This window comes from Cohnella sp. AR92 (genome assembly GCF_003990975.1).
GTDB lineage: Bacteria > Bacillota > Bacilli > Paenibacillales > Paenibacillaceae > Cohnella.
The window spans coordinates 1-12,865 of the sequence record NZ_RZJR01000030.1 but is presented as its reverse complement, the minus strand read 5'-3'; the positions used below and the strand labels follow the sequence as shown (position 1 = coordinate 12,865).

16 protein-coding genes and 1 pseudogene are annotated in these 12,865 nt (G+C 38.7%); 16 read left to right on the top strand and 1 reads right to left on the bottom strand.

The features are described 5' to 3' along the window. From ELR57_RS27605 to ELR57_RS27535, 16 genes are all read left to right on the top strand, one after another. The coding region (locus ELR57_RS27605) for a transposase (protein ID WP_148125571.1) at positions 1 to 226 on the top strand (226 nt) is incomplete at its 5' end. Between the two features lie 281 nt (positions 227 to 507). Continuing rightward, positions 508 to 963, top strand: a complete 456-nt coding sequence (locus ELR57_RS27600; RefSeq protein WP_126963068.1) for a hypothetical protein — start codon at positions 508 to 510, stop codon at positions 961 to 963. Between the two features lie 240 nt (positions 964 to 1,203). Continuing rightward, positions 1,204 to 1,629 (top strand): hypothetical protein, encoded by a 426-nt coding sequence (locus ELR57_RS27595; protein WP_126963067.1) that lies wholly within the window; start codon positions 1,204 to 1,206, stop codon positions 1,627 to 1,629. Positions 1,630 to 2,916: 1,287 nt separating this feature from the next. Continuing rightward, entirely contained in the window at positions 2,917 to 3,759 is an 843-nt protein-coding gene (locus ELR57_RS27590) for a metallophosphoesterase family protein (protein WP_126963066.1), read from the top strand. A gap of 206 nt (positions 3,760 to 3,965) precedes the next feature. Then, positions 3,966 to 4,646: a hypothetical protein gene (locus tag ELR57_RS27585; RefSeq protein WP_126963065.1), complete on the top strand. Its 681-nt coding sequence runs from the start codon at positions 3,966 to 3,968 to the stop codon at positions 4,644 to 4,646. 190 nt (positions 4,647 to 4,836) lie between these two features. Beyond that, a complete protein-coding gene (locus ELR57_RS27580; RefSeq protein WP_126963064.1) occupies positions 4,837 to 5,433 on the top strand; it encodes a hypothetical protein in 597 nt (198 codons plus the stop codon). A 264-nt stretch (positions 5,434 to 5,697) separates the two neighbouring features. Continuing rightward, positions 5,698 to 6,189, top strand: a complete 492-nt coding sequence (locus ELR57_RS27575; RefSeq protein ID WP_126963063.1) for an NUDIX hydrolase — start codon at positions 5,698 to 5,700, stop codon at positions 6,187 to 6,189. Between the two features lie 263 nt (positions 6,190 to 6,452). Then, a complete protein-coding gene (locus ELR57_RS27570) occupies positions 6,453 to 6,953 on the top strand; it encodes a 2,4'-dihydroxyacetophenone dioxygenase family protein (protein WP_126963062.1) in 501 nt (166 codons plus the stop codon). Between the two features lie 234 nt (positions 6,954 to 7,187). Next, positions 7,188 to 7,775, top strand: coding sequence for a histidine phosphatase family protein (locus ELR57_RS27565; protein WP_126963061.1), 588 nt, complete (start codon positions 7,188 to 7,190; stop codon positions 7,773 to 7,775). Between the two features lie 904 nt (positions 7,776 to 8,679). Continuing rightward, entirely contained in the window at positions 8,680 to 9,180 is a 501-nt protein-coding gene (locus tag ELR57_RS27560) for a hypothetical protein (RefSeq protein ID WP_126963060.1), read from the top strand. Positions 9,181 to 9,434: 254 nt separating this feature from the next. Next, positions 9,435 to 9,842: a VOC family protein gene (locus ELR57_RS27555; RefSeq protein WP_126963059.1), complete on the top strand. Its 408-nt coding sequence runs from the start codon at positions 9,435 to 9,437 to the stop codon at positions 9,840 to 9,842. Positions 9,843 to 10,095: 253 nt separating this feature from the next. Next, on the top strand, positions 10,096 to 10,230 hold the full coding sequence (locus ELR57_RS28520) for a hypothetical protein (protein WP_255414994.1): 135 nt from the start codon (positions 10,096 to 10,098) through the stop codon (positions 10,228 to 10,230). Between the two features lie 83 nt (positions 10,231 to 10,313). Further along, the gene (locus ELR57_RS27550; protein ID WP_126963058.1) at positions 10,314 to 10,643 is read left to right on the top strand and encodes a lipoprotein; all 330 of its coding nucleotides are present in this window, start codon (positions 10,314 to 10,316) and stop codon (positions 10,641 to 10,643) included. 99 nt (positions 10,644 to 10,742) lie between these two features. Next, positions 10,743 to 11,147 (top strand): hypothetical protein, encoded by a 405-nt coding sequence (locus tag ELR57_RS27545; protein WP_126963057.1) that lies wholly within the window; start codon positions 10,743 to 10,745, stop codon positions 11,145 to 11,147. A 276-nt stretch (positions 11,148 to 11,423) separates the two neighbouring features. Then, positions 11,424 to 11,927, top strand: a complete 504-nt coding sequence (locus ELR57_RS27540) for a hypothetical protein (RefSeq protein WP_126963056.1) — start codon at positions 11,424 to 11,426, stop codon at positions 11,925 to 11,927. A 286-nt stretch (positions 11,928 to 12,213) separates the two neighbouring features. Then, positions 12,214 to 12,618: an HAD family hydrolase gene (locus ELR57_RS27535; RefSeq protein WP_126963055.1), complete on the top strand. Its 405-nt coding sequence runs from the start codon at positions 12,214 to 12,216 to the stop codon at positions 12,616 to 12,618. Positions 12,619 to 12,669: 51 nt separating this feature from the next. On the opposite strand, the pseudogene ELR57_RS28470 reads toward ELR57_RS27535, so the two are convergent. Next, positions 12,670 to 12,865, bottom strand: a pseudogene (locus tag ELR57_RS28470) (IS256 family transposase); the annotation flags it as partial.

The window sequence follows — 12,865 nt, the reverse complement described above, 5'->3', positions numbered from 1 at the left end:
TAAGCTCATTTACACGACGAATATGATCGAGAGCTACCACAGGCAGCTTCGCAAGGTGACCAAGGGTAAGAGCATCTTTCCGACGGATGAAGCGCTGCTCAAAATGCTGTATCTAGTCACAATGGACGTCACCCGCAAATGGACAGGCCGAGTCCAAAACTGGGGGCAAATGCTGCTTCAGCTCTCCGTCTTCTTTCCGGAGCGGATCGGTCAGCATTTACCGTGAGGGCCGATCTCCCCCTCGGGGGAGATTCTCTATAAATGAGTTTACACAAAATTATTGACAGACCCGACTACATCTAACATCATATCCACGCATCAGAGCCTTGCGGCTCCTCGGTCCGCCAGATGAGGATTGGCAAGGATGTGAAATCTGGCGGACACATCCGCACCGACTAACTGCGCAAGCGCAGCCGGCACCTGACGGTGCCTTAAGTCGGTGGGACGTCGTGGATATAGGAACGTTATATGAAACCGGACAAATGCAAAGGAAACGAGGGAAGAACAATGAAAAATCGGTTTAAACCTCTAGTTGCTATTTTATTACTATTTCTTATTCTTACAGCTTGTAGATCGGATAAATCACTACCGTTCACTCCAGAAGAAAGTGACAAGATTACTCTAGAAGTAATTAATAGAGCAGAAGATCTAAATGGAGTCTTTTACACAATAAAGTTATCTAATAAATCGAACCATATTATAAAGCAAAATAACGTATTTTTTAGTTATCCATTCAAAACCGATAGTGGATCAAAAGGAAATGAATTTATGGTAGAAGCCAAGAACAATAAACTTGATATAAAGCCGAATGAAGAAGTTATATTAAGTGTCTTTACTCCAAAGGAAGAATATGAAGGCAATAAAAAAATATTAATTAATGAATGTTATCTTGAAATCAAAGGATATATAGATCAAGTGAAAGAAGAAAATCAATTTTCCAAGACCACTGGAGTGCTTTTTTGAAGTGCATATTATTGAATCCTTCGAAGTGTCCGGCATCATATAACATCATATCCACGCTTTGGAGCCTAGCGGCTCCTCGGTCCGCGAGAAGGGATCGGCAGGGTAAGCATATTCAGCGGACACATCCGCACCGACTAACCGCATCGCGGCCGGCTGCTGGCGCAGCCTTAAGTCGGTGGGACGTCGTGGATACAGACACGTTATACGAAACTGCAGAAAACAAGATCGTGAGTGATCCCAATGAGGAAAATAACTCGATTATTATGTATCTCTGCACTAATTATGGTAAGTGGTTGTAGCATTGACAATAACTACATCTCGTTTGATCCATCTAAGATAAAAGTTGGAGATCGTGTTGCAGGACTAATATTGAAATCAATTGATTTTGATAAAGAAACAAAAACAGTAAATGCTTATTTTGAGGGCGAAATTGAAATTACGGGCTATTACTATTCTGGTCGGGGAGTGATTTTTAACACAAGTGAGGAAACGCAACTACCTAAATCAATTTATGACGGAATTCATAATAACTCATTTTTGTTGAAACATTCACCGTTTTTTGGAGATGGTGATGGAATGGCTACTATAGTGATTAATAATTATGAAATACATACAGGTGAAACAGATTTAATGAATCAAGCCGTATTTATAAGGAAAGTAGAATGAAGTTGCATCAGTTGTCTCAGGACGTCTGCAGCTTCGTATAACATCATATCCACGCTTCGGAGCCTGGCGGCTCCTCGGTCCGCCCGAAGGGGGAGGCAGGGAAGTGAATTCAGGCGGACACATCCGCACCGACTAACCGCATCGCGGCCGCTCCCGTTGGTCGCTTAAGTCGGTGGGGCGTCGTGGATACAGTAACGTTACGCGAAATTCTCGAGAACTGGTTAAGATCAAGATCAATAGATCATTGCGTTGACGCGATTATTAAGTACTTGATTTGATATTTCTTATAGATAAATGGGACTTAGCTATTAATTGAATGCAAAGGGTTATCTAGTTACACTGTGCCTCGTTGACAAGGGCGTTTTTTTAGGAATCAACTCGCTGAAGGGGCTAAAAGAGCATTTATTGAAAGTAGCTCGACGAAGGATTCGATAAGAGCGTTTATTTTCGGAGGCAGCTCGAGGAAGTGTCTAATAAGGGCATTAGTTTTGAAAGTAGCACGAAGATGATTCTATTAAGAACTTATAATTTGGATGCCAAGGAGTAATTCAATTGCTTCGCGTATGAGTGTAGGTATATCAAGAGGTCGAGAACTATCGCGTAACATCATATCCACGCATCGGAGCCTAACGGCTTCTCGGTCCGCGAGAAGCGATCGGCAGGGTGAGCATATTCAGCGGACACATCCGCACCGACTAACCGCATCGCGGCCGGCTGCTTGCGCAGCCTTAAGTCGGTGGGACGTCGTTGATACGGGAACGTTAACTGAAATCTCCGGATATAAGAGCATTTAAAGATCGATAAGTACAATAATTGGTTAAAGCATTGTTATAAAGAAAGAAGTTAGTTTTGAATAAGTGTTCGACGGTATCTAGATCCGAATTGAATGCATAGGGTTATCTAGTATCTACGAGCTTTGAATTCAAAGGATTTGAATAAATGCCCTTGGTCGAAAAAAAAAGATCAAGAGCATTTTTTGTTTGAAAGAATTAGTGAAATAAGAAATGGAATGGGATACAATTCCAATTAAGAGCTTGTTTAAGAGCTTGTTTAAGAGCTTGTTTAAGAGCTTGTTTAAGGGCTAATTGTGTAAGCAGCTCAAGAAGTCGGAGACATCAGTTAACACTATATTCACGCGGCGGAGCCTATCGGCTCCTTGATTCGCCCGATGCGATCAGCATTGACGTGGAATCAGGCGAACAACCCTGTGAACCTAACCGCAGTCGCGGCCGCCCCGTTGGGGCTTAAGGTTCTCGGGTTCGTGAATACGGGAACGTTAGGTGAAATATGACAAGGCAGGTGAAGACAATTCGTTTCGATCTAATATCTGATATTCATCTTGATTTTTGGGTTGAAAATACTAGTAATCATTTAAAACAGGATAAGAAATTAAATGCTTTTATAATCGATATTCTCCCTGAGGATCCTTCGAATACTCTAGTGATTGCCGGAGACTTAGGGCACTATAATATTCAAAATATCAAACTGCTAGAGAAACTAAGAAAGCATTACAAAAATATTGTTTTAGTACCAGGAAATCATGACTATTACTTAATTTCAAAATCATTAAAAAACAAATATAAATATAATTCACTAAATAGATTAAATGAAATGAAGTTGATGACTAATCAAATAACAAGCGTATATTTTCTTGATGGGGATCGAGTCGAATTAGATGATATTATTTTTGGTGGTTGCGGAATGTGGTATGACTTTGAATACGGCCTACAGGTTCTGAATAATGATAAGGATCAAATTTATAATAACTGGAAATTAAAATCTAATGATTCTGTATTGATTGAAGGGTTTCCAAGATTGGCTACGGACATGTTTCTAGAAGAGAAATCAAAACTACAGAAGGCAATAATTAATGCAGATGTTATTGTGACCCATGTTTCGCCAGACTGGTCGTCTATTGCTCACAATAATAAAGATGATATAACAAACTCTTATTATTATTTTAACGGACAGGAATTTTTCAATAATATTAATGGTCGAATGTGGTGTTCTGGACATATTCATAAAAGGTTTGATTATTTGAATTATGGCTGCAGATTTATCAATGCTTCTCTTGGCTATCCAGATGAGAATGGAAATACACCTAAAAAAATTATTACTGTTACTCAATGATGCGTCATACTTCACCTAACATCATATCCACGCATCGTAGCCTGATGGCTCCTCGGTCCGCCCGGAGCGATAGACAGAGAAGTGGATCAGGCGGACACATCCGCACCGACTAACCGCATCGCGGCCGGCTGCTGGCGCAGCCTTAAGTCGGTGGGACGTCGTGGATACAGTAACGTTAGATGAAATCTTGGAAAGAGGTTCAACACATGGAAATCTTAACTTCAATTCTAACTTCAACAATTGTAGCCGGTATTGTCGTTTCATTATTTCAAGCTTATTACAAATTTAAAGCTGATAAGAATCTTGAACAATATAAACAGTCGTTGTCTCAACTGACAGAAAACTTAAAATTTGATTTACAAAGAAGAATTCAGGATTTTAGTTTGTATACAAATAAGAGACATGAAAAGTTGCCAGAACTATTCAGGCTTCTATTGATTGCGGATTCAAAGATAAGAGGGCTATTCGGAGGAAGACGTAGTTTAACATTCCAAGAGTTCAATAGAAAAGATATTGAAAAGTATTTGCTAGAACATCAAGTTCCACAAGGTAAGATTGAAACAGTATTAATAGCTTGGAGTGTAAATAAAGAAGAAGCAATAAAAGAGATGAATGAATATCTTCGAGTAATAGAATTTAGCGAGGCACGAAAGAGTTTTTATGAAGCCAAGAACTTTTATATTCTCTCAGAATTATATCTAACCGAAGTCGTAACAGATCTGGCTGAAAGGTTTCTTAAAGCTTTAGGTGATCTACTTATTTATTCTGAGTATCCTGAACCTGGCACACATAATAATAGATTTGAATTACATGCGGAATTAGATAACATTACAAATCAATTAAGAAATGCACTGAAGCAGGAACTAGGAATTTCATATTACAAATAGGTTTTTAAATTCTAGATTGTATTTCAAGGAATTCCAAGACTTCATCTAACATCATATCCACGCATCGGAGCCTTACGGCTCCTCGGTCCGCCCGAAGCGGATTGGCAGGGAAGTTGGATCAGGCGGACACATCCGCACCGACTAACCGCATCGCGGCCGCCCCTGGCGGGGCTTAAGTCGGTGGGACGTCGTGGATACAGGAACGTTATGCGTAATTACTGAAATGAACAATGTTAGGGGGATATTCATGGATGTTGGGGATTGGGTAACTTCATATAGTAAAGGATATTTTCGAATTGAACGAATCATTAAAAGATATTATGACGTATCGCATAGTGGTGGATTCCTCGGAAGTAATCATATAGGGGAAGAGATAGAGGATCCTATTGTAGTTCTGAAGAAAGGATTTAATACCAACCTTAAAGCCTCTTTGGGTTTTGATAGTTGTGCATTATCTTTATGTAAAAGAATTAGCGGTGATGCACATAATATTATTGAGAAGAAGTTTATTGAAGATAAGAAATTTGAAAAGAGATTCAATGACTACATAATTCCTCCAATAGTTTCACTACATAATATTGGATTTAACGCAAATAGAGAATTACTGAATATAGAGAATATTAGAGATCAAATAATAAATGGAATGACATTTGCAGAAATCCAGGAAAAGCTAAATACAGATTTTAACTTTGAATTTCCACACAATAAAACTATTCAATTCAAAAATTATGATTTTGAAATTAATGAATCCAGGGAATTGATATTTAGAGAAGTAAGTATTTTTTGAGAGTTGCTCTTGGAGTCAGTAACTACGCATAACATCATATCCACGCATCGGAGCCTGGCGGCTCCTCGGTCCGCGGGAAGCGATCGGCATGGAAGAGGATTCAGCGGACACATCCGCACCGACTAACCGCATCGCGGCCGCTCCCGATGGTCGCTTAAGTCGGTGGGACGTCGCGGATACAGTAACGTTATCTGAAATAATTGCAATTCGGAAATACTAAAATACATCACATACATCATAACCAAAGAAGAGGTTGATAGATGAATGAATAAATCAATAAATGTTGACTGGAATGGTCACAATGTTAAATTGACTTGGATTCCGACTGATAAACAACCTGATTCAAAGAAGGTAACCAGTGTCCATGGATATTGTTTTGATAATGACAGGATATTATTAGTTAAAGTTGATGGAAGAGGATTTAATATCCCTGGTGGGCATGTTGAAGAAGGAGAAACACCAGAGCAAGCATTTCATCGAGAAGCATTAGAAGAAGGCTGTATAAGAGGAAATGCTATTTATTTAGGTATGATTGAGATAAGTAATGAACATAATACTAAATTCGATCCGAATGGAAAATATCCGTATATAGGCTATCAATTATTTTATAGAATGAATATAACATCAATATTACCTTTTGATCGTAAGAATGAAACACTAACTAGAATATGGGTTGAGCCCGGGGAAATACCATTTGTAATTAATGATCATGAATTATCATTATTGATTCTTGATGAAGCATTGAAGGCTAAATAAATATAGATTGCTTTGTAGGTTATTCGGGGAAGGCAATTACTAACTCCATGTTCACGCTTCAGGCCATTCGGCCCTCGGTCCGGCAGGAGTCAGAAGTTAATTCGGAGAAGTAATTGGCAGAGGCAGAGAAGCAGATTCAGCCGGACACATCCGCACCGACTAACCGCATCGCGGCCGCCACTTCGTGGCTTAAGTCGGTGGGACGTCGTGAACACATGAACGTTATAAGAAATCCCCGCAAACCAAACATGAGGAGATCATATATGAACCAATTGATTAATGATACTGTTATAAAACTAGCAGAAAGTATGCAATTACCTGAAAGAGTATTTAACATTGATGAATTACCTTGGGTCCCCTTCGATGAAGGGGAAGTGAATTGTTATTTTAAGCCTCTTAGATTTGATCTATCTACTGGAACATGGACGTACCTTTTTAAGATAAAGAGCAATAAAGTGTTGGCTCGTCATCGTCATACTGGCGGTTCCGTCATAGGTTACAATATACAAGGACAATGGAGATATGAAGGACGTAACTGGATTGCGAAACCAGGAACTTTTATTTTTGAACCTCCAGGAGATATCCATACACTGATAACTGAAGATGAAGAGGTTGTAACCTTATTTATTTTAGGAGGATCACTTCAATATTTCGATAATAATAATTCAATCATTGGTCAAGATGACATATATACAGTATTGAAAAAGTATAGAGATTACTGCAATAAGACGGGAATAGAAGTATGTGAGGATCTTATTTATTGAGTAGTGCTTCGAAGGCGGGGACATCTTATAACATCATATCCACGCTTCGGAGCCTGGCGGCTCCTCGGTCCGCCCGAAGGGGATTGGCAAGGGAGCGGAATCAGCGGACACATCCGCACCGACTAACCGCATCGCGGCCGCTCCCGTTGGTCGCTTAAGTCGGTGGGACGTCGTGGATACAGGAACGTTATCAGAAAGATCAGCAGATCTAAATAAATCAAAAAGGAGTCCTATATGGCGACCATCGCATTGATAAGGCATGGCAGCACAAGTTGGAATAAGGAAGGCAGAGCTCAAGGCAACTCGGATATCCCGCTGGATCAAGATGGGATTAATCAAGCAGAACGTTTAGCTAAGAGATTAAGTTCAGAAAACTGGAATCATATTTATTCAAGTACTTTAGAAAGAGCAAAGCAAACGGCTTCTATTATAGGAAGTACTATCGGAATTGATATTAATCTTGATGATCGTCTTAGAGAAAGGGCAGGCGGATTAATCGAAGGAACTACAGAGGAGGAAAGAGTAGAAAAATGGGGAACAGGCTGGAGAGAATTAGATCTCGGGCTTGAGCCAATTGAAGCAGTTCAAAAGAGAGGAAAAGAATTTTTAGAAGAGCTCCTATTAAAACACCATGATGAAAATGTGCTGGTTGTTTCACATGGAGCTTTAATTCAATTTAATTTTATTAATTTATTACCTGAAATTCCTACTAAACACTTCGGCAACACATCAATAACTATATTAAAGAAAATAGATAATAAATGGATTTGTGAACTACATAACTGCACAAAACATCTTGAGGGTAATAACGAGGAAGGCTGATCCTTCTGATAACACTATCAATATATCCACGCATCGGGCTTGACAGCCCTCGGTCCGCTAGAAGCGTTCAGCAGAGAAGTAGATACAGCGGACACATCCGCACCGACTAACCGCATCGCGGCCGGCTCCTAGCGGAGCCTTAAGTCGGTGGGACGTCGTGGATATACGAACGTTATGTGAAAGTCCCAAAGATTAATAAAAGATGCAAAGCCATTTTTCAAGTTCCTGATTTTATTGTAAGATAAATGTATTAAACAGATGATGAGTACGGAGGAATACTAATGTTAGCACCTTATATTGTTGATCTCTAGGTACTTTACTAAATACCTTATGGTAAATCTAATGTAAGTACCAGGGATAATAATTGTTTGATTCGAAAGAAATTGATAGTTGGGAACAGGCTTTAAAAGAGACAATTGCAAAAATGATTTTTAAGACGAGCAAAGAATTTAAATGTCCTAGATCTGAAAACTTGAAAGATTACCGAAACCATAGGTCTACGAGTTATTGGTTTAGACATGAAAGTAAACTAGCAAGGAAAAAGGTTCAAAGGAAATTTAGAAGAAGATTCAAGATCAATGTTGATAAAGAAGAATTTTTCAAAGTAATTCCACATGATTATAGAACATATGGAAGAGAAACATGGTGAATCTGAATGAGGGAGAGAAATCTCCTTCTTTTTTATACCTTATTCATTGAAGAGGGACCTTCACATAACATCATATCCACGCTTCGGAGCCTGGCGGCTCCTCGGTCCGCTAGATGCGAACGGCAGGGAAGTAAATTCAGCGGACACATCCGCACCGACTAACCGCATCGCGGCCGCCCCTGGCGGGGTCTAAGTCGGTGGGACGTCGTGGATACAGGAACGTTAGATTAAATTCTACTAAGGACGATGAAATTCTTGAAAATAAACAAGTTAAGATTAATTGCAGGTTACTATTATCTTGGCCTTGGAATTGGATTATTTAAAAGAGAACAAGTAATCAGCTGGGCTGATCAATGTATTGAAAAATATGAAGTGCCTTATGAGTTTGTTGAACTGTCTTTGTCGAAAGAGAAAGATCTTGAAGTAGTACTTTCTTTATTGAAATTAATCTATAAAAGATTTGAACTTAGAACACCATTGTCGATAATTCTCTATGAAATAAGGTTGCAGTATATTAATGAAGAGATCACGAAAGTACAATTATTCTCTTACATATCTAGTTTGCTTATTCAAGGAAGCGCTATTGGAGATGATAATGAAACACTAAAGTTATTAGACTTTATAGAAGATCGATATTATTTAGCTTTTCAAGGAATCTATGGTAATCAAGAAGAGGTAATTGATTCAACACTTGAAGAGCTAAAGGTTTTTGAACCAGCACATAATGAATTTAGAAAGTTATTCGAAGAAGAGTAGAACTTCATCTAACATCAACGCATCGGAGCTTGACGGCTCCTCGGTCCGCCCGAAGAGGATTGGCAGGGGAGTGGAATCAAGCGGACACATCCGACCGACTAACCGCATCGCGGCCGGCTGCTGGCGCAGCCTTAAGTCGGTGGGACGTCGTGGATACAGTAACGTTAGGCGAAACCTCTGAGTGCTGTAAGAGCATTGGAAAGATCATAAAAACGTTTTGAGGGATCAATCAATTTTATAGGAGGCTATTTAAGATGGCAGAAACAATTTTAAACAGTGTCTCATTTCTACAAATTCCAGTTAAAAATCTTGAGGAATCTATAGATTGGTACATCAGTAAATTAGGATTCGAGCTGCATTTTAAACGACAGGACAATAAAATGGCAATCGTTGCTCTTCCTTCGGGGCCATCGATCTTTCTGTGTGAAAGAGAATTGCCCCAGGGAACGATGTCTATAATCATCGGATTTGAAGCGACGGATATCGTAAAGTTGCTGTCCGACCTAAAGAGTAAAGAGGTACAAATTGGCGAGATAAGAAAAGACAGAGGGGCTATTCTTACCGAATCGGAAGAAACTGAGATCCTTGGAATTGATTTCGATTTTTATGACCCTAGCGGAAATATGTTAGTGGCTCATGGTAAATCAAATTTTGTAGAGTAGAGCTCTGTCGCTGATAAGCCTTAGATTCAACAACAATATTTATTTTGCCAAAACGAAAAGTAAAAGTATTGAAAGATCATTGACGGATATGAAGAATAACGGCGGATGAATATCAAATATATAAAGAGTAATATTGATTTGTGAGTAAATTCAGGAAGTCAGAGGTGTCGCCTAACACCATATTCACGCATCGGGCATTCGCCCTCGGTCCGGCAGAAGCTTGATGTGGAATCGAAGAGGCATTTCAGCAGCGGTGAAGTTGGATCAGCCGGACACATCCGCACCGACTAACCGCATCGCGCCCGGCGACTTCGTCGCCTTAAGTCGGTTGGACGTCGTGGATACGGGAACGTTCTACGACAGAACCCGAAAGATCAACAGATGCTAAGAATTTCAAGATCCCAAATTCAATAAATCATAATTTAAAGTGACTGTACTTAACAATCAAATATATAATAAGGAGGCAAACAAATGAAAAAAACTGTATTACTCTTGATTATTTCTTTGACAGTTATATTGTCAGGTTGTTCAGAAAACAATAACTCTACTTCGTCGATATACATAACAAAGGATAAATCATTAGAAATTGCTAAAAAGTATGAAAGAAATCAGGATGTTAAATGGGAGACAAAGTTTGAAGAAGATAAAGAAATTGAAATAAATAACAAGAATGAAAAGTACACAGTCTGGGTAGTCACTGCAAATTATCCTGCAGGGAATAAGATGTTAATATATCTAAACGCAATAAATGGGCAGGAAATTGTAATGACAGAAGAAGAAGCTAACATCCGCACCGACTAACCGCATCGCGGCCGGCTCCTGTCGGAGCCTTAAGTCGGTGGGACGTCGTGGATACGGGAACGTTAGGTGAAATTGAGGCTATGAAAGATAGGTGATGTAATGCGAGACTTATTAGAAGTAATGCTAATAACAAATAAATCAAATGAAAAAAACCAAAATATACATAAAACTCTTATAAACTTCGAATCTATGAAATTACATATAGATTGGGATGAAGCTGCTGGGGAAGCGTGGGCCACAGTCTATAGAAACGGGACTATAGTTGCGATTATTGGAATTGAAATTCCAATAATTTTTGTTCACTTCAAAGACAAACTGGTTATTGATAATAAATTGAAAGATCAATACATCATAGAAGAGATCATTGATTTTCATGAATGTATTTGGAAATTAAACATCGAAGAATATAACCTAAAGTTCCCATCTGTCCCCTGGCATGCAGCTGAGGAAGCAGTGAATAGAAACAGATTTTCAACAAGAGATTTTTGGTATGCAACAATTTAGTTTGTAATTTTATCGATGAAGATGAAGGTCTAAACATCACCTAACACAGTATTCACGTATCAGTTCATTCGGCCCTCGGTCCACCTGATGAGATAGCAGTGGAGTTGGTTCAGGCGGACACATTTGCGTGGCTAACTGCGCTTCGCGCAGCCAGTTCGATCGGATGGCTCTGCCTATCGTCCTGTGTTTCGGCCATCCTTGGCAACATTAAATAAAAGATAAAAAAATGTTCAAATTGATTGCTATTGTGATAGTTATGATAAAGGAGAAGCACGAATGAGTTTAATACGAAATATTATTTTACTATTTTTACTTATCTTTATTTTCACTTCATGTGAAGATGCATTAAAAATGAATGGGGTTAGTCAAATCTATGTTTATCACAGTAGTGAAGGGATTCGTGATACTGAATATAATATAGATTTTGTAGAAAGAAAATTTTATAAATATACTCTGAATTTTGATAATCCTATAGAAAGAGATAGTTCTCTCAAAAATGATGGGTATGATAATGTTATTAATCTTTCAGATGAAAAGATACAAAATTTTTTAAAGAAAGCTAATAAATATGATTTTTTAGATTGGAAAGAAAAATATATAGATAATCAGATAGAAGATGGACATCAATGGGGAATAATTATTACATTTAGTAATGGAAGGAAACACGAAATTGAAGGATCGAATAAATATCCATCTACATGGGATGATATGTACAGTGAATTCGAGAAACTTACAGGAACAAACATATTGTTATTAAGAAGTGATTGGATGAAAGAATAAAGTCAGGCAACAATAAATTGAAAGGCTGCCATCCATGGCAGCTCTGAACAAGATGTGAACGAACTTTAGCTTACACGAAATTAACGCTTCGGACCATTCGGCCCTCGGTCCAGCAGAAGTTAGAAGTGGACTAGATGAGGCAGTTCAATCTCGAGGAAGTATAATCAGCCAGACACATCCATTCCCCTAAGATAGGAGCTATCTAAGGGGAATGGATGTCGTGAATACAATAACGTTAGATGAAATAATATGAAGTACAAAATAATTGGAAGGGACTAAAAAAACAATGAATTTCAAGCTGATCTTGTTTGATCTTGATGATACTCTTTTATACTTTGATGATTATTGGGAACAAAGCACAAAAGAAACATTTAGGACATACCCTTTAACAAGCAATCTGAATATTGATGATTTGTTTAATATTCTTAAGGTCAAAGAAATAAGCTTAGTGCAGAAATATCATAATCAGGAAATCACAATGGAAGAATATCGAAAATTTCAAGTTAGCGAGACATTATCAGAATTTAACCTTCAAGTAGACGATTCCGAAATTGATCTTTTTCATAATCAATATAAACAAATTAGCAAATTATTCATAAAACCTGATATACAGATAACCAAGATGCTTGAATCGGTTTCTACGAAATACCGAATTGGAATTGTTACTAACGGAACAGGGGTCTGTCAATAATTTTGTGTAAACTCATTTATAGAGAATCTCCCCCGAGGGGGAGATCGGCCCTCACGGTAAATGCTGACCGATCCGCTCCGGAAAGAAGACGGAGAGCTGAAGCAGCATTTGCCCCCAGTTTTGGACTCGGCCTGTCCATTTGCGGGTGACGTCCATTGTGACTAGATACAGCATTTTGAGCAGCGCTTCATCCGTCGGAAAGATGCTCTTACCCTTGGTCACCTTGCGAAGCTGCCTGTGGTAGCTC